General features: G+C 61.1%; 18 protein-coding genes and 1 other annotated feature. Of the genes, 14 read left to right on the top strand and 4 right to left on the bottom strand.

Annotated features, from left to right (window positions below):
* The first annotated feature begins 26 nt into the window (after nt 1-26).
* The 7 genes from QO005_RS21055 to QO005_RS21025 all read left to right on the top strand — a co-directional run bounded on the left by QO005_RS21055 (nt 27) and on the right by QO005_RS21025 (nt 10,316).
* A complete protein-coding gene (locus QO005_RS21055) occupies nt 27-1,298 on the top strand; it encodes a CmpA/NrtA family ABC transporter substrate-binding protein (RefSeq protein ID WP_370878127.1) in 1,272 nt (423 codons plus the stop codon).
* Nucleotides 1,299-1,644: 346 nt separating this feature from the next.
* A complete protein-coding gene (locus tag QO005_RS21050) occupies nt 1,645-2,943 on the top strand; it encodes a CmpA/NrtA family ABC transporter substrate-binding protein (protein WP_307159980.1) in 1,299 nt (432 codons plus the stop codon).
* Nucleotides 2,944-3,012: 69 nt separating this feature from the next.
* On the top strand, nt 3,013-3,909 hold the full coding sequence (gene ntrB, locus QO005_RS21045) for a nitrate ABC transporter permease (RefSeq protein ID WP_307160020.1): 897 nt from the start codon (nt 3,013-3,015) through the stop codon (nt 3,907-3,909).
* 11 nt (nt 3,910-3,920) lie between these two features.
* Complete coding sequence (locus QO005_RS21040) at nt 3,921-4,715, top strand: ABC transporter ATP-binding protein (RefSeq protein WP_307159979.1); 795 nt, start codon at nt 3,921-3,923, stop codon at nt 4,713-4,715.
* 5 nt (nt 4,716-4,720) lie between these two features.
* A complete protein-coding gene (nirB, locus tag QO005_RS21035) occupies nt 4,721-7,180 on the top strand; it encodes a nitrite reductase large subunit NirB (protein WP_307159978.1) in 2,460 nt (819 codons plus the stop codon).
* Nucleotides 7,181-7,184: 4 nt separating this feature from the next.
* Complete coding sequence (gene nirD / locus QO005_RS21030; RefSeq protein ID WP_307159977.1) at nt 7,185-7,523, top strand: nitrite reductase small subunit NirD; 339 nt, start codon at nt 7,185-7,187, stop codon at nt 7,521-7,523.
* Nucleotides 7,524-7,526: 3 nt separating this feature from the next.
* Nucleotides 7,527-10,316, top strand: a complete 2,790-nt coding sequence (locus tag QO005_RS21025) for a nitrate reductase (RefSeq protein ID WP_307159976.1) — start codon at nt 7,527-7,529, stop codon at nt 10,314-10,316.
* On the opposite strand, the gene QO005_RS21020 is transcribed toward QO005_RS21025, so the two are convergent.
* Complete coding sequence (locus QO005_RS21020) at nt 10,259-10,624, bottom strand: ArsR/SmtB family transcription factor (protein WP_307159975.1); 366 nt, start codon at nt 10,622-10,624, stop codon at nt 10,259-10,261. The two genes, QO005_RS21025 and QO005_RS21020, sit on opposite strands and share 58 nt — an antisense overlap.
* A gap of 161 nt (nt 10,625-10,785) precedes the next feature.
* On the opposite strand from QO005_RS21020, the gene QO005_RS21015 reads away from it, so the two are divergent.
* The 4 genes from QO005_RS21015 to QO005_RS21000 are packed head-to-tail and all read left to right on the top strand — an operon-like array spanning nt 10,786 to nt 13,407.
* On the top strand, nt 10,786-11,730 hold the full coding sequence (locus QO005_RS21015; protein ID WP_307159974.1) for an MBL fold metallo-hydrolase: 945 nt from the start codon (nt 10,786-10,788) through the stop codon (nt 11,728-11,730).
* Nucleotides 11,731-11,733: 3 nt separating this feature from the next.
* Entirely contained in the window at nt 11,734-12,153 is a 420-nt protein-coding gene (locus QO005_RS21010; protein ID WP_307159973.1) for a YeeE/YedE family protein, read from the top strand.
* A gap of 7 nt (nt 12,154-12,160) precedes the next feature.
* A complete protein-coding gene (locus QO005_RS21005) occupies nt 12,161-12,625 on the top strand; it encodes a YeeE/YedE family protein (RefSeq protein ID WP_307159972.1) in 465 nt (154 codons plus the stop codon).
* A gap of 5 nt (nt 12,626-12,630) precedes the next feature.
* A complete protein-coding gene (locus QO005_RS21000; protein ID WP_307159971.1) occupies nt 12,631-13,407 on the top strand; it encodes a sulfite exporter TauE/SafE family protein in 777 nt (258 codons plus the stop codon).
* 381 nt (nt 13,408-13,788) lie between these two features.
* Here the strand turns inward: QO005_RS21000 and QO005_RS20995 are convergent, their stop codons facing one another.
* On the bottom strand, nt 13,789-15,270 hold the full coding sequence (locus QO005_RS20995; protein ID WP_307159970.1) for a SulP family inorganic anion transporter: 1,482 nt from the start codon (nt 15,268-15,270) through the stop codon (nt 13,789-13,791).
* A 66-nt stretch (nt 15,271-15,336) separates the two neighbouring features.
* Nucleotides 15,337-15,392: a sequence feature (sul1 is cis-regulatory element that is thought to sense ions involved in sulfur or methionine metabolism; They are found in Alphaproteobacteria), on the bottom strand.
* 181 nt (nt 15,393-15,573) lie between these two features.
* Between QO005_RS20995 and QO005_RS20990 the strand changes: the two genes are divergently transcribed.
* The gene (locus QO005_RS20990) at nt 15,574-15,975 is read left to right on the top strand and encodes a four-helix bundle copper-binding protein (protein ID WP_307159969.1); all 402 of its coding nucleotides are present in this window, start codon (nt 15,574-15,576) and stop codon (nt 15,973-15,975) included.
* Here QO005_RS20990 and QO005_RS20985 read toward each other — a convergent pair whose 3' ends face one another.
* Nucleotides 15,976-17,301: an NAD(P)/FAD-dependent oxidoreductase gene (locus QO005_RS20985; RefSeq protein ID WP_307159968.1), complete on the bottom strand. Its 1,326-nt coding sequence runs from the start codon at nt 17,299-17,301 to the stop codon at nt 15,976-15,978.
* A gap of 226 nt (nt 17,302-17,527) precedes the next feature.
* Here QO005_RS20985 and QO005_RS20980 point away from each other — a divergent pair, with 226 nt between their 5' ends.
* Both QO005_RS20980 and QO005_RS20975 read left to right on the top strand, forming a co-directional pair.
* Complete coding sequence (locus QO005_RS20980; RefSeq protein ID WP_307159967.1) at nt 17,528-18,004, top strand: Lrp/AsnC family transcriptional regulator; 477 nt, start codon at nt 17,528-17,530, stop codon at nt 18,002-18,004.
* Nucleotides 18,005-18,070: 66 nt separating this feature from the next.
* Nucleotides 18,071-19,114, top strand: a complete 1,044-nt coding sequence (locus tag QO005_RS20975; RefSeq protein ID WP_307159966.1) for a LacI family DNA-binding transcriptional regulator — start codon at nt 18,071-18,073, stop codon at nt 19,112-19,114.
* Here the strand turns inward: QO005_RS20975 and QO005_RS20970 are convergent, their stop codons facing one another.
* Nucleotides 19,115-20,170: a carbohydrate ABC transporter permease gene (locus QO005_RS20970; RefSeq protein ID WP_307159965.1), complete on the bottom strand. Its 1,056-nt coding sequence runs from the start codon at nt 20,168-20,170 to the stop codon at nt 19,115-19,117.

Genomic DNA, 20,170 nt, shown 5'->3' with positions numbered 1-20,170 from the left:
TCGAGCCTTGGTATGAGAGAAAGCGGATCATGACCGGAGACAAGCTGCCACCATCCTCGCTGACCGCACCGAAAAGCGTGAAGGCTGAAACGCGCCATCTGCGCGCGGGTTTCATTCCGCTGGTCGATGCCTCCGTGCTGCTCGTCGCTGCGGAACTCGGTTTTGCCACAGCCGAGGGACTTGCCATTGATCTGGTCAAGGATGTCTCCTGGGCCAATGTTCGTGACAGGCTGGCCTTCCGGCAATTCGACATTGCCCATATGCTCTCCCCCATGCCGGTGGCGGCCATGTTGGGGCTGGGCTCCAACCCGTCGCCCACCATCACGCCGTTTTCGCTCGGCCAGGGCGGCAATGCCATCACCTTGTCAGTGGCTCTCTACCGTCAGATGGCGGACCTGGCGGAAACCGCAAGCGCCCCCGATGCGCTGGTTCTGGCCGAGGCGCTGGCACGGCTGATCGAAAAGCGCCGGGATAGCGGGCAAAACCCGCTGACGCTGGGTGTGACCTATCCCTTCTCCTCGCATAATTACGAATTCCGCTATTGGCTGGCCGCTGGCGGCATCAATCCCGACCGCGACGTGAAACTGGTCGTCGTGCCCCCGCCGCTCACATCCGACGCGCTGGCGGCGGGCGCCATTGACGGTTTTTGCGTCGGCGCGCCGTGGAACATGGTGGCCTCCGAGCGCGGTGTAGGCCGCATCGTCGCCATCAAGCAGGATATCTGGCCATCCGCGCCGGAGAAAGTCATCGGTCTTCGCCCGGAATGGGCGGCTGACAATGAGGAGACGGTGCTGCGGCTGATCGTGGCGCTGGACAAGGCCGCCCGCTGGTGCGACGATCCCGGCCATCACGACGATCTCGCTGCCTTGCTCTCCGATCAGCGCTTCATCGGCGCCCCGCGCGACATTATCCGCCATGTGCTGCAAGGCCAGTTCAGTCTCGATGCCGAAGGCAATCGCCGGGTCATTGCCCATTATTTCCGCTTCCACGCCGAAAACGCCAACTATCCCCGCCCCAGCCAGGCGCTTTGGATCTACAGCCAGATGATCCGCTGGGGGCAGACCCGCTTCAGCGCGGCGGGCCAAAAGGCAGCAGCGGCAGCCTACCGGCCCGATCTCTACCGGCAGGCGCTGAACCTGCCCGACAGCATGGCCGAGCAGGATCTTCGCCGCGAAGGCGAGGCGGAAAACGATCGCTTCATTGACGGCTATGTGTTCGACCCCGCCGAGATTGAAGCTTATGCGGCAGCCTTTCCCGTGCAGGCAGATGCGGGCGAAACGCTCAGCGAAGAGCCATAAACGCCTGCTGATTTATTGCGCAGCGCCCAAGATTGCATCACGGACACCCGTTCCCCTGCTGCACCGAAAAATGGCAATGTAAAAATTATCAAGTAAAAACAACAGCATTTTCCTGCAAGCACCAAACTGGCACGCACCTTGCATTGCTCTCTGCACGCGGTCAACGGCGACCAGCGTAAGAGCAGCGCAGCGAACTGCGCTTTTCAAAGACATTGACGTCGCAAGATTTTCTGAGCGGACCACCTCCCAGGTCCGATCGCAAATCTTCGCGGCGTTTTTTGTTTTTGGCATCCGGCACCGAGCCAAGCCCGCCACCATACAAAACCAAGGGATCGAGGGGATAAACATGAGCAAGACCATCACCACAGGGATCAGTCGCCGCAGTCTGCTGAAAACATCGGCCACGCTGGCAACGCTTGCCAGCGCCCGCACCCTGCTGCCGTCCGGCGCGCTTGCGGCCTCTGCCGCACCGGAGGTCAAGGGCGTAAAGCTTGGCTTTATCGCGCTGACCGACGCAGCCCCCTTGATCGTCGCCAAGGAAAAGGGGCTGTTCGACAAATACGGCCTGACCGAGGTGGAGGTTGCCAAGCAGGCCTCCTGGGGCGCCACGCGCGACAATCTGGTGCTGGGGGGTGCGGCAAACGGCATTGACGGCGCCCATATTCTGACCCCGATGCCCTACCTGATCTCAACCGGCAAGGTCACCCAGAACAATGTGCCGGTGCCCATGTCGATCATCGCGCGGCTCAATCTCGACAGCCAGGGCATTTCGGTGGCGCAGGACTATGCCGCCACCGGCGTGGAACTGGATGCTGCGAAACTGAAGGACGCCTTTGCCGCCAAAAAAGCCAAGGCGGGCGAAGTGAAGGTGGCCATGACCTTCCCCGGCGGCACCCATGATCTCTGGATCCGCTACTGGCTGGCCGCAGGCGGCATCGACCCCGACAAGGACGTTTCCACCATCGTCGTGCCGCCGCCGCAGATGGTGGCCAACATGAAAGTGGGCAATATGGACGCCTTCTGCGTGGGCGAGCCCTGGAATGAACAGCTCGTCAATCAGGGCATCGGCTTCACGGCCTGTACCACCGGCGAGCTTTGGAAGGGCCATCCGGAAAAGGCGCTGTCGCTGCGCACCGACTGGATCGAGAAAAACCCCAAGGCCACCGAGGCCCTGCTGATGGCGGTGATGGAAGCGCAGATCTGGTGCGACAAGATGGAAAACAAGGAGGAGATGGCCACCATTCTCGGCAAGCGGCAATGGTTCAACGTGCCGCCAAAGGATGTGCTGGGCCGCCTCAAGGGCAATATCAATTACGGCAATGGCCGCGTGAAGGAAAATACCGGCCTTCAGATGAAGTTCTGGCAGGATCATGCCTCCTATCCCTTCAAGAGCCATGATGCCTGGTTCATCACCGAAAACATTCGCTGGGGCAAGTTCGCCGCCGACACCGATATCAAGGCGCTGGTGGACAAGGTGAACCGCGAGGATCTGTGGCGTTTGGCCGCCAAATCGCTCGGCGTCGCCAGTGCCGATATTCCAGCCTCCACCTCCCGCGGGAAAGAGACCTTCTTCGACGGCAAGGTCTTCGATCCGGAAAACCCCAAGGCCTATCTCGATAGCCTCGTCATCAAGGCCAGCGCCTAGAGCATTTCAAGGAAAAGTGGATACCGGTTCTCCGTCCGGAAATGCATAAAAACAAAGAGTTAGAGCATGATGAACGCCACAGCCCGTAAAACCGAAAACCCGACCCAGCTGCCAAGCTCCGCGAAAAGTGGCACGGTCATCGCACTGAACCGCCGTCCGCTCCCCCGGCTGAATGCCCGGCGGATCGGCATGGCGCTCATCACCAATGTTCTGCCGCCCTTCGTGGTGCTGGCGGTGCTGATTGGCATCTGGCAGATTGCCTGTTCGCATCCGGGCGCATCGCTTCCGCCCCCCTCGCAGGTGTGGGAAGAGGCGCATGACCTGATCACCGCGCCCTTCTTCAACAACGGTCCGCAGGATCTGGGGCTTGCCTGGCGGGTGCTGGTCTCGCTGGAGCGGGTGGCCATCGGCTTCGGCCTTGCCGCTGTGGTTGGCGTCATTCTCGGCGCCATTGTCGGCCAGAGCCTCTGGGCCATGCGCGGGCTGGATCCGATCTTTCAGGTGTTGCGCACCGTGCCGCCGCTGGCCTGGCTGCCGCTGTCGCTGGCCGCCTTCCAGAACGCCAATCCCTCCGCCATTTTCGTGATCTTCATCACCTCCATATGGCCGGTCATCATCAACACGGCTGTCGGCGTGCGCAATATTCCGGAGGATTACCGCAACATCGCCCGCGTGCTGCGGCTGAATCCGCTGGAATTCTTCATCCGCATCATGGTGCCGGCCGCCGCCCCTTACATCTTCACCGGTCTTCGCATCGGGGTCGGCCTGTCCTGGCTTGCCATCGTCGCGGCGGAAATGCTGACCGGCGGCGTGGGCATCGGCTTCTTCATCTGGGATGCCTGGAACTCGTCCCGCCTCTCCGACATCATCGTCGCACTCGCCTATATCGGCGTGACCGGCTTCATTCTCGACAAGCTCGTCGCGCTTGTCGGCAGTGTCATCACCCGCGGCACCGCCAGAAACTGAAGGAGCGCGCCATGAGCTATCTGAAAATCGACCATATCGACAAAAGCTTCGAGCGCGGCGGTGTGAAAACCGAAGTGCTGAAGGATGTGACGCTGACCATCGGCAAGGGCGAGTTCGTCTCGATCATCGGCCATTCCGGCTGTGGCAAATCCACGCTGCTCAACCTGATTGCCGGGCTGACGCGGGTGACGAGTGGCGCGGTGCTGCTGGAAAACCAGGAGGTCAATGCGCCGGGGCCGGAACGGGCCGTGGTGTTCCAGAACCATTCGCTGCTGCCCTGGCTGACGGTCTACGAAAACGTCAACCTCGCCGTCTCCAAGGTGTTTGCGGGCAAGAAGAGCAAGGCCGAGAAGCATGACTGGGTGATGCGCAATCTCGACCTCGTGCAGATGGGCCATGCGAAAGACAAGCGCCCCTCCGAAATCTCGGGCGGCATGAAGCAGCGCGTCGGCATTGCCCGCGCCCTGGCCATGGAACCGAAAATCCTGCTGCTGGACGAACCTTTCGGCGCGCTCGACGCGCTGACCCGCGCCCATCTTCAGGATGCGGTGATGGAGATCCACACAAGGCTCGGCAATACCATGATCATGATCACCCATGACGTCGACGAGGCCGTACTGCTCTCCGACCGGATCGTGATGATGACCAACGGCCCTGCCGCAAAAATCGGCGAAGTGCTGGAGGTGCCGATCCCGCGCCCGCGCGACCGTATCGCGCTGGCCTCTGACCGAACCTATCTGAAATCCCGCGAAGCCGTGCTGAAGTTCCTCTACGAACGCCACCGCTTCGTCGAAGCCGCGGAGTAATCCTCATGCTGGAAAACAGGGCAGAAAAACTGGTTATCATCGGCAATGGCATGGCGCCTGGCCGTATGCTGGAAGAATTGTTTGAAAAGGCTCCCGGCCTCTACGAGGTGACGATCTTCAACGCCGAACCGCGCGTCAATTACGACCGCATCATGCTCTCACCGGTGCTGTCGGGCGAGAAATCCTATGAGGACATCATCATCCATACAGATGAGTGGTACGAAACCCATGGCGTAACGCTGCACAAGGGCGCGAAGGTCACAGAGATCGACCGTCACGCGAAGACCGTCACCTCCGCCAACGGCATGACCGTTCCTTACGACAGGCTGGTGATCGCCACCGGCTCGCTGCCCTTCATCATTCCCGTTCCCGGCCACCAGCTTCCCGGCGTGCTCGCCTATCGCGATCTCGATGATGTCGAGAAGATGCTGGACAAGGCAAAGAGCGGTGGCCGCGCCATTGTCATCGGTGCGGGCCTGCTCGGCCTTGAGGCGGCTTACGGCCTGAAGCGGCAGGGCATGGAGGTAACCGTCATTCACCTGATGCCGACCATCATGGAGCGGCAGCTCGACCCCGCCGCCGCCTATCTTCTGGAAAAGGCGCTTGCCGAGCGCGGCATCGAGATCATCACCAAGGCCAATACCAAGGCAATTCTCGGCACCGACAAGGTGGAGGGCATCGAGCTTGAAGATGGCCGCGTCATTCAAGGCGACATGGTCATCATGGCGGTCGGCATTCGTCCAGCCTCGCAGCTCGCCAAAGAAGCAGGGCTTGCCGTCAATCGCGGCATTGTCGTCGATGACGGCATGCAGACATCCGATGCCTCGATCTATGCGCTTGGCGAATGCGCCGAACATCGCGGCCAGTGCTACGGGCTGGTCGCTCCGCTTTATGAAAGTGCGCGGGTGCTGGCCGACCGGCTGACCGGAGGGCACGCCGAATATCACGGCTCCGTCACCAATACCAAGCTGAAGGTCACCGGCATCAACCTCTTCTCCGCCGGGGATTTTGCCGAGGCGCCCGACCGCGAGGAAATCGTGCTGCGCGATGCCAGTGCCGGCATCTACAAGAGGCTGGTGCTGAAGGACAACCGCATTATCGGCGCGGTCCTCTACGGCGAGACCGCCGACGGCTCCTGGTTCTTCGACATGATGAAGAAGGCCACCGATATTTCCGCCATGCGCGAAACGCTGATTTTCGGCCAGTCCTATCAGGGGGGCAGCCCGCTGGACCCTATGGCGGCCGTTGCAGCCTTGCCGGATGATGCGGAAATCTGCGGCTGCAACGGCGTCTGCAAGGGCAAGATCGTCACCACCATCACCTCCAAGGGCCTGACCTCGCTGGATGAGGTGCGGGCCCATACCAAGGCTTCCGCCTCCTGCGGCAACTGCACCGGCCTCGTCGAGCAGTTGATGAGCCTGACGCTGGGCGATGCCTATAACCCCAAGGCCGTACAGCCCATGTGCGGCTGCACCGATCTCGGCCATGACGATGTGCGCCGCCTGATCAAGGCCAAGGGGCTGAAGACCATTCCCGCCGTCATGCAGGAGCTGGAATGGAAGACCTCCTGCGGCTGCGCCAAATGCCGCCCGGCGCTGAATTACTACCTCGTCTGCGACTGGCCGGATGAATATGCCGATGACTACCAGTCCCGTTTCATCAACGAGCGGGTGCATGCCAACATCCAGAAGGATGGCACCTATTCCGTCGTACCGCGCATGTGGGGTGGCGTTACATCCTCATCCGAGCTTCGCGCCATTGCCGATGTGGTGGACAAGTTCGACATCCCGATGGTGAAGGTCACCGGCGGCCAGCGTATCGACCTTCTCGGCATCGAAAAGGAAGACCTTCCCGCCGTCTGGGCCGATCTCGGCAAGGCCGGTTTCATCTCAGGGCAAGCCTATGCCAAGGGTCTGCGCACGGTGAAAACCTGCGTGGGTGAGCAATGGTGCCGCTTCGGCACGCAGGATTCGACCGGCCTCGGCATCCGGATCGAAAAATTCATGTGGGGCTCGTGGACGCCCGCCAAGCTGAAGCTTGCCGTCTCGGGCTGTCCGCGCAACTGCGCGGAAGCGACCTGCAAGGATATCGGCGTGATCTGCGTGGATAGCGGTTTCGAGATCCATTTTGCAGGTGCTGCCGGTCTCGACATCAAGGGCACGGAAGTGCTCGGCCTCGTTAAAACCGAGGACGAGGCGCTGGAGCATATCGTGGCGCTGACGCAGATGTACCGCGAACAGGCCCGCTATCTGGAGCGCATCTACAAATGGGCCAAGCGCATCGGCTATGACGAGGTGCGCCGCCAGATCATGGAGGATGCCGACAAGCGCCGCGCCTATTACGAGCGTTTCGTCTTCTCCCAGACATTCGCCCAGGTCGATCCCTGGTCGGAGCGCGTCTCCGGCAAGGACAAGCACGAGTTCAAGCCGATGGCGACCATCGGCCAATTTGAAGCCGCGGAGTGACATCATGGAAGAGAACTGGATCGCCATTGGCCGGATCGAAGACATTCCGCTGCGCGGTTCGCGCTGCGTCAAGACGCCCTTCATGACTATCGCCGTTTTCCGTACGGGTGAAAACGAGGTCTTCGCCATCGAGAACCGTTGCCCGCACAAAAACGGCCCCCTCTCCGAGGGGATCGTCCACGGAAAATCCGTCACCTGCCCGCTGCACAACTGGGTCATTTCGCTGGAAACCGGCAAGGCCCAGGGCGCGGACGAGGGCGAGGTGGAAACCATTGCGCTTCGCAATGATGGCGGTGCGCTCTCCATCCGCCTGAAGAGCCCGATGATGGTGGCGGCGGAGTAGAGCATGACACACGAGGTCAAGACCACCTGCCCCTATTGCGGCGTCGGCTGCGGTGTCATCGCCCGCGTCACTGATGCGGGCGACGTCAGCGTCAGCGGCGATCCCGATCATCCGGCCAATTTCGGCAGGCTCTGTTCGAAAGGCTCGGCGCTTGCCGAAACGCTGGGGCTGGAGGGCCGCGCGCTTGACCCGATTGTGCAGGGAAAAACAACGACCTGGGATGAGGCGCTCGATCTGGTGGCCGGGCGCTTTCAGGAAACGATTGCCGAGTATGGACCGGATTCGGTGGCCTTCTACCTCTCCGGCCAATTGCTGACGGAGGATTATTACGTCGCCAACAAGCTGATGAAGGGCTTTATCGGCTCGGCCAATATCGACACAAATTCCAGGCTGTGCATGGCGTCGTCAGTTGCAGGCCACCGCCGCGCCTTCGGCTCGGACACCGTGCCCGGCACCTATGAGGATCTGGAACTGGCCGATCTGGTGGTGCTGGTGGGCTCCAACATGGGCTGGTGCCATCCCGTGCTCTATCAACGGCTGGCCGCAGCCAAGGCGAAGCGCCCGGGCATGAAGGTGGTGGTGATCGATCCGCGCCGCACCGCGACCTCCGATCTTGCCGATCTGCATCTCTCCATCGCCCCGGACGGCGATGTGGCGCTTTTCAACGAACTCCTGCTTTCGCTCATGGAACAGCGCAAACTGGATGAGGGTTATATCCTCGGCAACACGGAAGGTTTCGAGGAGGCCGTCGCGGCGGCAAGGAGGATGGGCCTTGCCCATGCTGCCGCGACGGGACTATCTCACGAAGAAAGACAGGCATTTTTCCGCCTGTTCGGCCAGACGGAAAAGGTGGTGACCTGCTACAGCCAGGGGGTCAACCAGTCTTCCATCGGCACCGATAAGGTCAATGCCATCATCAATTGCCATCTGGCCACGGGCCGCATCGGCAGGCCCGGCATGGGTCCGTTTTCGCTGACCGGCCAGCCCAACGCCATGGGCGGGCGCGAGGTCGGCGGGCTTGCCAATATGCTGGCCGCCCATATGGTCATTGAAAACCCAACCCATCGCGAGCGGGTGAAGCGCTTCTGGAACGCGCCGGCCATGGCCGAAAAGCCGGGACTGAAGGCCGTGGACATGTTCGAGGCGGTGGCAGATGGGCGGATCAAGGCGTTGTGGATCATGTCCACCAATCCAGTCGTTTCCATGCCGGATGCGGACCGCGTGAAGGCGGCTATCGAAGCCTGCCCCTTCGTCGTCGTGTCCGACATGCAGGCCGATACGGATACGGCACGGCTTGCGCATGTGCTGTTGCCCGCAAGCGGCTGGGGCGAAAAGAGCGGCACGGTCACCAATTCCGAACGGCGGATTTCCCGCCAGCGGCCCTTTCTCACCCCTCCCGGCACGGCAAGGCCCGATTGGTGGCACATGGCGCAAGTGGCGCAGCGCATGGGCTTTTCCGGCTTCGACTATACCTCGCCCGCCGAGATTTTCGCGGAACACGCCGCCCTTTCCGGCTTTGAAAATGATGGTGAGCGCGATTTTGACATCAGCGCCCATGCCGGCATCGATCAGGCCGATTATGAGGCGCTTTCCCCCTTCCAGTGGCCGCAACGGCATGGTCAAAGCCGTACCACCACACGATTTTTCGCCAAAGGCAGCTTTTACCATGCCGATCGCAAGGCGCGTTTCATAGCCCTTGAGACCGCACCGCCCTGCCGGACGGACAAGGCTTTTCCGCTGGTGCTGAACACGGGCCGGGTGCGGGACCACTGGCACACCATGACGCGCACGGGTAAAAGCGCCCGTCTTTCCGCGCATCTGGCCGAACCCTTCGTGGAAATCCACCCCCGGGATGCCGCAGGCCTTGGTATTGCCGAGGCCGATCTGGTGCAGGTGGAAAGCGCCCATGGCGGCGCGGTGATCGTTCGCGCCCTGCTGACGGATCGGCAAAAGCCGGGCCGCCTTTTCATCCCCATGCACTGGACGGGCGAGACGGCGGCGCGCGCGCGCATCGATAGCCTGGTGCCAGCCGTGACGGACGCCCTTTCCGGTCAGCCAGCGCTCAAACATGTGCCAGTCAAGGCCCGTCGCTATCAGGCAGCGGCTTATGGCTTTGCCATTAGAGCATTTCCAGGAAAAGTGGGAACCGGTTTTCCGTCCGGAAATGCGCAAGAACAAAGAGCTAGAGCGTTTCCGTGTTTCCGTGAAACATTGAAACGCTCTAGCGCCAGCAAGCCCGATCTGAAGGGATTATCCTATTGGGCTCTCGCCAAGGCGGACGGCGGATACCGCGCCGAACTGGCCTTCGATGCGGCTGTTGATTGGGAAGACTGGGCCAGAGAGGCCTTCGCACTCGGAAAAAACGCGGAGATGATCGGCTATCACGACGCTGCAAGCGGCGACGCACGGCTTGCCTTTTTTGAGGAGAACAGGCTGGTTGCCGCAGTTTTCGTCAGCCGCCAGCCGGTAGCGGTCTCACGGGATTGGGCAAGCGAGCAGCTCGCCCAGGATTTCTCGGATCGCCGCGCCCGGCTTTCGGTCATCGCGGGCCGCCCCGGCGCGGGCGCGGTGGATCGCGGCGCCATTGTCTGCGCCTGCTTTTCGGTCGGCGTCAATCAGATCACCGATTGCCTGCGAAAGGGATGCACAACGGTCGAAGACGTGGGGCGGCAGCTTTCCGCAGGCACGAATTGCGGCTCCTGCCGTACGGAGATCCGGCGGCTGATCGACAAGACCTATGCGTCTTCTTCGGAAACCGCATCGACGTCATTGCCGGAGAGCGTCAGCGCCTGATCGTCACAGAACATGTCGTAAAGCAGGCCCATCATCGCCTCCACGCGCTGATCGGCGATGGAATAGTAGATCTGTGTTCCCTGGCGGCGGGTTTTGACCAGTTCGGCCTGCCGCAACTCCTTCAACTGCTGGGAAAGCCCCGGCTGCTTGATGCCAAGCGCATCCTGGATTTCACCCACCGAACATTCCCCACCGGCAATATGGCACAACAGGATCAGCCGGTTTGAATTGGCAAACTGCCGCAGAAACTCCGCCGCCTGCGGCGCGCGACGCATCAGCAGTTCCACTGGCACCTGCGGGCGTTTCATCTCTCCAACTCCTGAGCCTCTTTTAAAGAGTATGGCCGTAGGCAACCGTTTTAGCACATAACGAACTCCCTATCACAACACGATTGGGAAAGCCAATGATTCCGTATTTACATTATTACGTTATTACCGTAAATATGTACTTATAGCCAGAGGAGCTTCCCATGCCCGCTCACCACCCCGTTATCGACACTGCCACGGATACGGCACGCAGCATCATTGAAACCGCCCTTTCCGATCCCTCTAAAAGGCCGATCGTCACCTCGTTTTTCGATCCCGATACCTTCACCATCACCCATATCGTCAAGGATCCGCAGTCCTCAGCGGCGGCGGTCATCGACAGCGTGCTGGATTATGATCCGGCCTCCGGAGAGATGACCAGCCATTCGGCAAGGGCGGTGATCGAGAAGGTCAAGACAGAACGGCTGGAGGTAGCCTGGCTGCTGGAGACTCACGCCCACGCAGATCATCTTTCCGCAGCGCCGCTGCTTCAGCAGGAGGTGGGAGGCGAACTTGCCATCGGCCAGGATATCATTCGGGTGCAGGAGGTTTTCGGCAAGATTTTCAATGCCGGAACGGAATTCGAACGCGATGGCAGCCAGTTCGATCATCTCTTTCAGGATGGGGACCGTTTCACTATTGGCGGGCTGGACGCCGTGGCCCTGCATGTGCCGGGCCACACACCGGCCTGCATGGCCTATGTGATTGGCGATGCCATCTTTCCCGGCGATACGCTGTTCATGCCGGATTTCGGCACGGCGCGCTGCGATTTCCCCGGTGGCGATGCCCGCACGCTCTACCGCTCCATCCAGCGGCTGATGGCGCTGCCGGATGCGGCCCGCATGTTCCTCTGCCACGACTACAAGGCGCCGGGGCGCGAGCACTATGCCTGGGAAACCACGGTGGGCGAGCAGCGGCGCGGCAATATCCATGTTCATGAAGGCGTGGACGAGGAGAGCTTTTACGCCATGCGCACGACGCGCGATGCAACGCTTGCCATGCCCCGGCTGATCTTGCCCTCCGTGCAGGTGAACATGCGGGGCGGACAATTGCCGCCTGCCGAAGATAACGGCGTGCACTATCTCAAAATCCCGCTGCACAAGGCCTGAGCCATGACCCTCGCTTCCTTTCTGCCTCCCCTCGCCGGCGGTCTGCTGATCGGCCTTTCGGCCGGGCTTTACCTGCTGCTGAACGGGCGGATCGCCGGCATTTCCGGCCTGATCGCTCAGGGCAGCGGCCTTGTCGGCGGGCGGATCTTCCTGCCCGCCGCCGCCTTCCTTCTCGGCATTCCCGCAGGCAGCGCGCTGATGGCCCTCCTCTTCGGCATGCCGCAGGTCAGCGTCAGCGCATCACCGCTTCTGCTTGTGCTTGGCGGTGTGCTGGTCGGTTTCGGCACCCGGCTGGGCTCTGGCTGCACCAGCGGTCACGGGGTCTGCGGGCTGGCGCGGCTTTCGCCCCGCTCGCTGGCGGCAACGCTCACCTTCATGGGCGTTGCAGGTGTCACCGTCTTTATTCTTCGCCATGTTGCGTGAGGCCGCCATGTCACTCCAGACCACGATTTCCGCTGCCCGGAACCGTCAGGCAAGCCCCACCGAAACCATCGCCGCCCTTGGATGCGGGCTGTTGTTCGGCATGGGGCTTGCGGTATCCGGCATGATCGACCCGGCCAAGGTGCTCGGCTTTCTCGATGTGGCGGGAAACTGGGACCCAGCGCTTGCCTTCGTGATGGGCGGCGCGCTGATCCCTTCCTTTCTTGCCTACCGCATTCAAAACCAGCGCAGCCGGCCCATGCTCACCCAGCAATTTCATGTGCCGCAAGGCAGGACCATCGACCGGCGGCTGATCGGCGGTGCAATCCTCTTCGGCCTTGGCTGGGGTCTGGTCGGGCTCTGTCCCGGACCGGCCATTGCCGCCCTGATCACAGGAAAATGGGAGATTCTGCTGTTTTGTGCTGCCATGCTGGCCGGAATGAGGCTGTTTCGGCTGCTGCCGCAGAAAGGATGACGGCCATGCATCTCACCCTGTTGCAATATGGCCTTGGCGGCCTGTCCGGCGGTCTTGTCGGCTTCACTCTCGGGCTCTTCGGCGGTGGAGGCTCGATCCTGGCCGTGCCGTTGATGGTCTATCTGGTCGGGGTGCCGAATGCGCATCTTGCCATTGGCACCAGTGCGCTGGCGGTGGCGGTCAATGCCTTTGCCAATCTCATCGGCCATGCGCGCCTCGGGCATATTCGCTGGCGCTGCGCCCTCATCTATAGCGCTGGCGGGGTTACAGGGGCTTTTTTCGGATCCAGCATTGGCAAGACATTGAATGGCGACCATCTGCTTGCGCTGTTTGCCGTGCTGATGCTCGCCGTTGCGGGCATGATGTTTCTGAAACGCGGCGATGAAGGCGATCCCGCAGCCCAATGCGGCAGCGGCAATATCGTCAAGGTTTTGGGCTTCGGCGGCGCAACCGGATTGCTCTCCGGCTTTTTCGGCATTGGCGGCGGCTTTCTGATCGTACCCGGGCTGATTGCCTCCACCGGCATGCCGATTCTCTACGCCATAGGGTCATCGCTGGTATCGGTGGCGGCGCTCGGGGCAACCACGGCAGCCAATTATGCGTTTTCCGGTTATGTGGATTGGCTGCTGGCCTTTGTCTTCATTCTCGGCGGCATTGCTGGCGGAGCGGTCGGCGCGGTTGCGGCAACCCGTCTTTCCGCAGGCAAAGGCAGGCTCAACGGCCTGTTCGCCGCCCTCATCGTGCTGGTTGCCGTCTATATGCTCTATAGATCTCTGGGATAGAGCCTGTCGCGCAAAAGTGTGCAGCGGTTTTGCGATAACGACATGCGTTAAAACAAGAATGTAAAGCACGTCGCATGAGGCTGATAAGCCGCAACGTGCTTTAGAACTTCACGCACCCAAAACGAAAAAGCCTGCCGCGGGAGGAGGTGCGGCAGGCTTTCCGAAAAGAACCGAACGGCAACTGGGAGGAGGAGTGTTGCCGTTCCTGCCGGGTCGTTTGGGAGGAGGAGTAACTTCCCGGCTATCGAAGCTCTGTGGGAGGAGGAACATTGCTTCGATGATTTGACTATACAGGATCCTCGCTTAAAAACGAGGCAGTTTTTCGCAGAGCAGCCATGCGCTATGCGCGTAGCGCATGGTAAACACCTGCTCCCAACCTGATCAGTGTAACGTTACGGCAGCCGTCTCCCCGCCCTTCTGATGCAGCGCGAACCGCTCCATCATTCCCGCACTTTCACTGTTCAGGCCATGGACGATCACCTCCGCCCCCTGGCTGCGGAACTTGATCACCACCCGATCCAGCGCGCCGACGGCGGTAATGTCCCAGAAATGCGCCCGGCTCACATCGATAACCACGCGCCGGGGTTCGGCATCGAAGTCGAAATGGCCGAGAAACACATCCGCCGAAGCAAAGAAGATCTGCCCGTCCACGACATAGCGCATCTCCCCCTCGCCCCCCTGCTCCGCCCGGACATGCACGAGCTTTGCCACCTTGCCGGCAAAGAACACGCCCGACAGCAGCACGCCCACAATGACGCCCTTGGAAAGGTCATGGGTTGCCACCACCGTCACCACGGTTGCCAGCATGACGAAGGAGGACGAGCGTGGATGCCGCACCAGATCGCCGATCGACGACCAGGAAAAGGTGCCGATGGAGACCATGATCATGATTGCCACCAGCGCCGCCACCGGCACGACACGCAGAATATCGTCCAGCACCAGCAGCAGGATCAGCAGGAAGGCACCGGCCACGAACGTGGAAAGCCGGCCCCGGCCACCGGAGGTGACGTTGATGACCGACTGGCCGATCATGGCGCAACCGCCCATGCCGCCAAACAGCCCGGCCATGACATTGGCGATGCCTTGGCCCACGCATTCCTGGCTCTTGTTGCTGCCCGTCTCCGTCATCTCATCGACGATCCGTGCGGTCAGCAGGGATTCGAGCAGCCCCACGGCGGCCAGCGCCACCGAATAGGGGAAGATGATCCTCAACGTTTCGAAGGTCATCGGTACATCCGGCCACGCAAGAACCGGCAGGCTTGACGGCAACTCGCCAAGATCGGCGACGGTGCGCACATCAAGCCCCAGCAGGTAGGTGGCCAGCGTCAATACGGCGATGGCCACCAGCGGCGATGGCACGGCCTTGGTCAAACGGGGCAAAAGGTAAATGATTGCAAGCGCAATGGCGATCATCACATAGGTGGAGGGCGGACGGCCCACCAGTTCCGGCAATTGCGCCAGAAAGATCAGGATTGCCAGGGAGTTGACGAAGCCGGTCATCACGGAGCGGGAGACAAAGCGCATCAACCGCCCCAGCTTGAGCAGGCCGGCAATGACCTGCAGCACCCCCATCAGCAGCGTTGCAGCAAAGAGATAGGGCAGTCCATGCTCGCGCACCAGCGAGCCCATCAGAACGGCCGTGGCGGCAGTGGCCGCGGAGATCATTGCAGGACGGCCGCCGACGATGGCGGACGTGCAGGCAATCACCACGGAGGCAAAGAGGCCGATCTTCGGATCGACCCCGGCAATCACCGAAAAGCCGATGGCTTCCGGAATGAGGGCAAGAGCAACGACGATGCCGGAAAGCACATCGCCACGGATATTGGCGAACCAGTCTCGCCGGTATTTTTGAATGGGTGTCATGGGAGAGTTCACAAAGTTTCAGCGCTGACCGGCAGGACCGGTCCAACATGTTTCAAGAATGTTGTGCGTTGTCTGGCGGATCGGCGGCCAGAATAGCCACCCGGAATTGCACCGGGTCCAGGGTGAATGCGGCCTTTATACAGATCGCGGCCGCCAAGTTCAATTGCAAAACGTCACGCCCGCCGGAACAGCATCGGTTCCGAAATGTTGGACCCCGGTCACCAACCTTCAGAGCATTTTCGAGGCGAAAGCGGAAACCGGTTTCCCGTTCGGAAATGCGTGAACACAACAGGAGCACATATCATGCATGTTCGGGAAATGATTTCCACGCATCCGCACGTTCAGGGTCAGACGGTCGATGCGCTGCTGAAATGCATCGAGCTTTGCTATGCCTGCGCCCAAACCTGCACCAGCTGCGCGGACGCCTGCCTGGCGGAAGATGGGGTCAAAAATCTGGTGCAATGCATTCGCCGCAATCTCGATTGCGCCGATCTCTGCGCCGCGACGGGTGCGATGGCCTCACGCCGCACCGGCTCCAACATCGAAGTTCTGCGTGCCGCCCTGCAAGCTTGTGCGGAAGCCTGCCGCGTCTGCGGCGAGGAATGCGGCCGCCACGCCGAAATGCATGAGCATTGTCGCATCTGTGCGGAAGCCTGCCGGGATTGCGAGAGCGCCTGCCGCGAGGCCCTGCCGCAGGTCCACTGATCAAAAGGCCGCGACCTTGCCCCAGGCAGAGCCTTCCAGCCGTTCGGGCCGGTAATCCTGCTCATCGACAATCGGTTTGCGACCGGTGATCAGGTCGGCGATCAGATGACCGGCCCCCGGCCCAATGCCGAAGCCGTGGCCGCTGAAGCCTGCGGCCAGCACGAAACCTGGTAGGCCGGGCATTTCGCCGATGGCAGGAACGCCATCGGGCGTGCTGTCAATATAACCAGCCCAACTGGCCGAAACCTTCGCCTCCTTCAAACCGGGCAGAAGCTCCACGGCACGGCGGTGGGTTTCATGGATCAGTGACATGTCCGGGCGCGGGTCCAGCACCCTGTTGCGCTCCATCGGCGTTTCCTCGTCCAGACGCCAGCGACGCAGGCTTTCGTGCCCATTGCGAACGCCTTCGAGCGTGCCTGGCCTCAGACTTCTCCACCGGCGCAGGAACATCGGCAGAAAGGTCTTGCCGAAGCGGATGTTCTGCGCCGTTGGATCGACGCTCGCCCGTCCGCTGATTGCCAGCGTGTGCCCCCCCGACCCGCGCTTGGTGATGGAAACGCGCGCCGTGTGCAAGGCGTCAGGAATGCCTTCCGCGCCCTGTTCGACAGCCAGAATGGAGTACCGCACGGAGGATTGCGGAAAACGCATACCAAGCTGATGGCAGAAGGAGGAAGCCCAAGCTCCACCCGCCATCACCACGATGGGGGTTTTGATCGTGCCCTTTTCCGTCACCACACCGCTCACGCGGCCCGCTGCCGTTTCAATGCCCCGTGCCGCGCATTGCTGATGCACCGTGCCGCCGAACTTCATGATTCCGCGTGCGATGACGGGCGCGGCGCGCTGGGTGTCGGCAATGCCGTCGCTCGGCGAAAACACGCCACCAAGCCATTGTCTTCCCGTGGCGCGGCCACGCTCGGCAGCCTGCTCGGACGACAACATATGCGTGGTGACACCGACAGTTCTGGCAAAATCCCGCCACTTCGCCCAACCGGCAATTTCGGCTTCGTTGTTGGAAAGATAAAGCAGGCCGCAGCGCTGGAAGCCGACGCTTTCGCCGATCTCGCCCGCCATGGCCTCCCACAGGTCGAGGCTTCTGGTGGCCATCGGCAATTCCCGGGCATCCCGGTTCTGCTGGCGGCACCAGCCCCAGTTACGGCTGGATTGTTCGGCGCCGATAAAGCCCTTCTCCACCAAAGCCACGTTCACCCCGCGCATGGCGAGGTAATAGGCCGCACAGGTGCCGACAATGCCGCCGCCGATCACCACCACATCCGCGCTCTGCGGCAGGCTGGGCGAGCTTTCAATCCTCATCAACGGCACACGCATGGCTCAAATCTCCTGAAATCGCCGCCATGCTATGCCGGACCGCAGAGGTTCGGCCCCTGCAAAGCGTCGATAAACAGAATTTTCTGCCGTTTCGCCGGGATATTTAAGCGCATCAGACGTTGTGAAAAACGACTAGCTTATCAACTTGTCAGACTACAGAACGGCAGAATATGCTGTGCGTCACCAAAGGCGCTTTGCCGCCTGCCCTGCCATGAATGGACCGTCCATGAAACTCGACCGTATCGACATCAAGATCCTTCACGAGTTGCAGAAGAATGGCCGCATCACCAATGTGGAACTGGCGGAACTGGTCAATCTTTCGCCCAGCCCCTGCCTGATGCGGGTGAAAAAATTGCAAGCCGAAGGCTATATCGAAGGCTATTCGGCCCAGATCAATGTCAGCAAGCTCGGCCAGACGCTGACGGTTTTCACGGAAATCACCCTTAAAAATCACCGTCAGATCGATTTCGCCCGCTTTCTGGCCGCCGTGGAAAAAGTGGATCAGGTGATTGAATGCCATCTGGTGTCCGGCGGCTATGATTATATGCTGAAATTCGTCACCGCAGGCATCGGCGAATACCAGACAATCATGGAGCGATTGACCGATATGGATATCGGGATCGACAAATATTTCAGCTTCGTGGTGCTGAAATCGCCTATCGTCAAGAATCACATGCCCCTCACCAGCCTTTTCAGCGCTTAAGCCTTTGTTTTGCTTTCCAGAGCCGGATGATTGTCTATAGTCACCCGGAGAACGAAAGGGGCAGTCGTGAAGCGCAAGGTGGGGCTGAAAGACGTAGCGGAAGCAGCGGGCGTATCGCTCAGCACGGCATCCCATGCGCTGAATGGCACGGCCCCCATCACCGTGGAGGTGCGCGATCGCGTGCTGACCGCCGCCCGCCAGCTTGGCTATCTGGAAAAGCGGCGCAGCAAGGCGACTATTGCCTCGCTGCGGTCCCTGCTTCTGGCGGTGAGCCAGGATGCTGCCCCCCGCAGCGATCTCAATCTCGTCAGCTGGACCATTCTGAATGGGCTGCGCCAGGAATGCGAGCGTCGCGCCATTCGCCTCGTGCCCTTCATCAGCGAAACGAGCCGCATCGATGCGCAGGACATCAAACGGCTGGCAAAGGCAGAAAATGTCGATGCCGTTGTCGTGCTGAATGACGACCGTGCGGAACTGGCGCGCGGGCTGGCGCAGCTTTCCCTGCCGGTGGTGCTGCTGAACGGCGAAGACCCAGCCATGAAGCTGGATACGGTGACGGGCGAAAACCGCTTTGGCGCGCGGGCCGCCACCGAGCATCTGCTGTCGCTCGGTCACCGGCGCATCCTGCACCTCACCTGGGGGGCCGGGCGCACCACCATTCGCAGGCGTCAGGACGGGTTCATCGACGCGCATCTCCTGGCTGGCCTTCCCGCCCCGCTCGACATGATCGTGGAAGCGGAAGGCTTCGAGCCGATTGCAGGGGAAAAAGCCCTTCATGCACTTGTTGCCGAAGAGATCGGCTTGCGCGGCGCCACGGCGATTTTCTGCGCCGCCGACAATCTGGCCTTCGGCTGCCTGAAGGCACTGAAGGATCTCGGCATCCGGGTGCCGGAAGATATCTCCGTCCTGGGCTTCGATGACATCATGCCCGGCGAGTTTACCGATCCGCCGCTTTCGACCGTTCACCTGCCAACCGACCGGCTGGGGGCGGCGGCGCTCAGCCTGATCGAACAACGGCTGATCGCAAACGATCCCATGCGTCCCGCCCACCGACTGGAACTCGGCTGCCGCCTGGTGCTGCGCGGCAGCCTTGCATCACCGGGAAGGTGATTACTTCATACCCGTTCCGGCAATGCCCGTGGTGATGTATTTCTGCAGGAACAGGAAGACCACCGTGACCGGGGCAAGGCTGAGAAAGGTCATGGCCAGGATATAGTGCCACTGCACCGAAAACTCGCCCTGGAAGGCATTGAGCCCCACTTGCAGGGTGAAGTTTTCACGGCTGCTCAGAACAATCAACGGCCAGAGAAAGTCATTCCACCGCCACAGCACCGAGAAAATGGCAAGCACCGCCAGCGCCGGTGCGGTCAGCGGCAGGATGATGCGCCAGAAGATGCGAAACTCGCTGGCGGCATCGACGCGGGCGGCCTCGATCAGTTCATCCGGGATGGTCAGCATATATTGCCTGAGCAGAAACACGCCCGTGGGCGTGGCAAGTGTCGGCACGATCACGCCCCAGAGATTATCGACCAGCCCGACGCCGACGATCACCAGATAGGCCGGCACCATAACCACTGTGAGCGGGATCATCAGCGTCGAGATGATCAGCACGAAAATCGCCTTGTCGCCGCGAAAGCGGTATTTCGAGAGCGCAAAGGCGGCCATGGCATTGATGATCAGCGTCAGCACCGTGGCGACGAAGGTGACGAAGACGGAGTTCTTCAAAAAGGTCAGAAAGTCGAAACGCGTCAGCGGATCGGAGTAGTTTTGCGTAGCAATGGTCAGCGTCTGGACCGGGGTAATGTCCTTGACATTGACACTGACGGGCGGGCCTGGATTTTTCGGATCGACAAGCTGCGCCTTCAAGCCGATGCGGCGGATCATCGCCATCTCCTTCGTCTCGCCATTCACCTCTGCCCGCCAGAGCGACAGCGGCTTGTCATACCCCGGCACCGTAACCTCCTCAGCCGCCCTTGGCAGGAAGGTCGGCGGAAAGCGGGTGATTTCCGCCTCCGGCTTCAGCGAGGAGATGCCCGCCCACACCACCGGCACCAGCACGGCGAGCGTGCCGAGGATTAGCCAGGCCCAGGAGACGATATCGGTCAGATCCACGCGGCCCGGGCGGCGGGTGCGGGTGAGAAATGCGATTGCGTTGAGATTGGCCAT

Origin of the sequence: Allorhizobium paknamense, from assembly GCF_030815125.1 — a bacterium.
Classification (GTDB): Bacteria; Pseudomonadota; Alphaproteobacteria; order Rhizobiales; family Rhizobiaceae; genus Allorhizobium; species Allorhizobium paknamense.
The sequence above is the reverse complement of the archived record's forward strand: the minus strand, read 5'-3'. Positions and strand labels throughout refer to the sequence as shown.

Excerpts from the sequence above, each read along its gene's own strand:
- QO005_RS21050 (WP_307159980.1), top strand. The coding sequence starts at position 1,645 with ATGAGCAAGACCATCACCACAGGGATCAGTCGCCGCAGTCTGCTGAAA.
- ntrB (WP_307160020.1), top strand. The coding sequence starts at position 3,013 with ATGAACGCCACAGCCCGTAAAACCGAAAACCCGACCCAGCTGCCAAGC.
- QO005_RS21040 (WP_307159979.1), top strand. The coding sequence starts at position 3,921 with ATGAGCTATCTGAAAATCGACCATATCGACAAAAGCTTCGAGCGCGGC.
- nirB (WP_307159978.1), top strand. The coding sequence starts at position 4,721 with ATGCTGGAAAACAGGGCAGAAAAACTGGTTATCATCGGCAATGGCATG.
- nirD (WP_307159977.1), top strand. The coding sequence starts at position 7,185 with ATGGAAGAGAACTGGATCGCCATTGGCCGGATCGAAGACATTCCGCTG.
- QO005_RS21025 (WP_307159976.1), top strand. The coding sequence starts at position 7,527 with ATGACACACGAGGTCAAGACCACCTGCCCCTATTGCGGCGTCGGCTGC.
- QO005_RS21020 (WP_307159975.1), bottom strand. The coding sequence starts at position 10,624 with ATGAAACGCCCGCAGGTGCCAGTGGAACTGCTGATGCGTCGCGCGCCG.
- QO005_RS21015 (WP_307159974.1), top strand. The coding sequence starts at position 10,786 with ATGCCCGCTCACCACCCCGTTATCGACACTGCCACGGATACGGCACGC.
- QO005_RS21010 (WP_307159973.1), top strand. The coding sequence starts at position 11,734 with ATGACCCTCGCTTCCTTTCTGCCTCCCCTCGCCGGCGGTCTGCTGATC.
- QO005_RS21005 (WP_307159972.1), top strand. The coding sequence starts at position 12,161 with ATGTCACTCCAGACCACGATTTCCGCTGCCCGGAACCGTCAGGCAAGC.
- QO005_RS21000 (WP_307159971.1), top strand. The coding sequence starts at position 12,631 with ATGCATCTCACCCTGTTGCAATATGGCCTTGGCGGCCTGTCCGGCGGT.
- QO005_RS20995 (WP_307159970.1), bottom strand. The coding sequence starts at position 15,270 with ATGACACCCATTCAAAAATACCGGCGAGACTGGTTCGCCAATATCCGT.
- QO005_RS20990 (WP_307159969.1), top strand. The coding sequence starts at position 15,574 with ATGCATGTTCGGGAAATGATTTCCACGCATCCGCACGTTCAGGGTCAG.
- QO005_RS20985 (WP_307159968.1), bottom strand. The coding sequence starts at position 17,301 with ATGCGTGTGCCGTTGATGAGGATTGAAAGCTCGCCCAGCCTGCCGCAG.
- QO005_RS20980 (WP_307159967.1), top strand. The coding sequence starts at position 17,528 with ATGAAACTCGACCGTATCGACATCAAGATCCTTCACGAGTTGCAGAAG.
- QO005_RS20970 (WP_307159965.1), bottom strand. The coding sequence starts at position 20,170 with ATGGCCAATCTCAACGCAATCGCATTTCTCACCCGCACCCGCCGCCCG.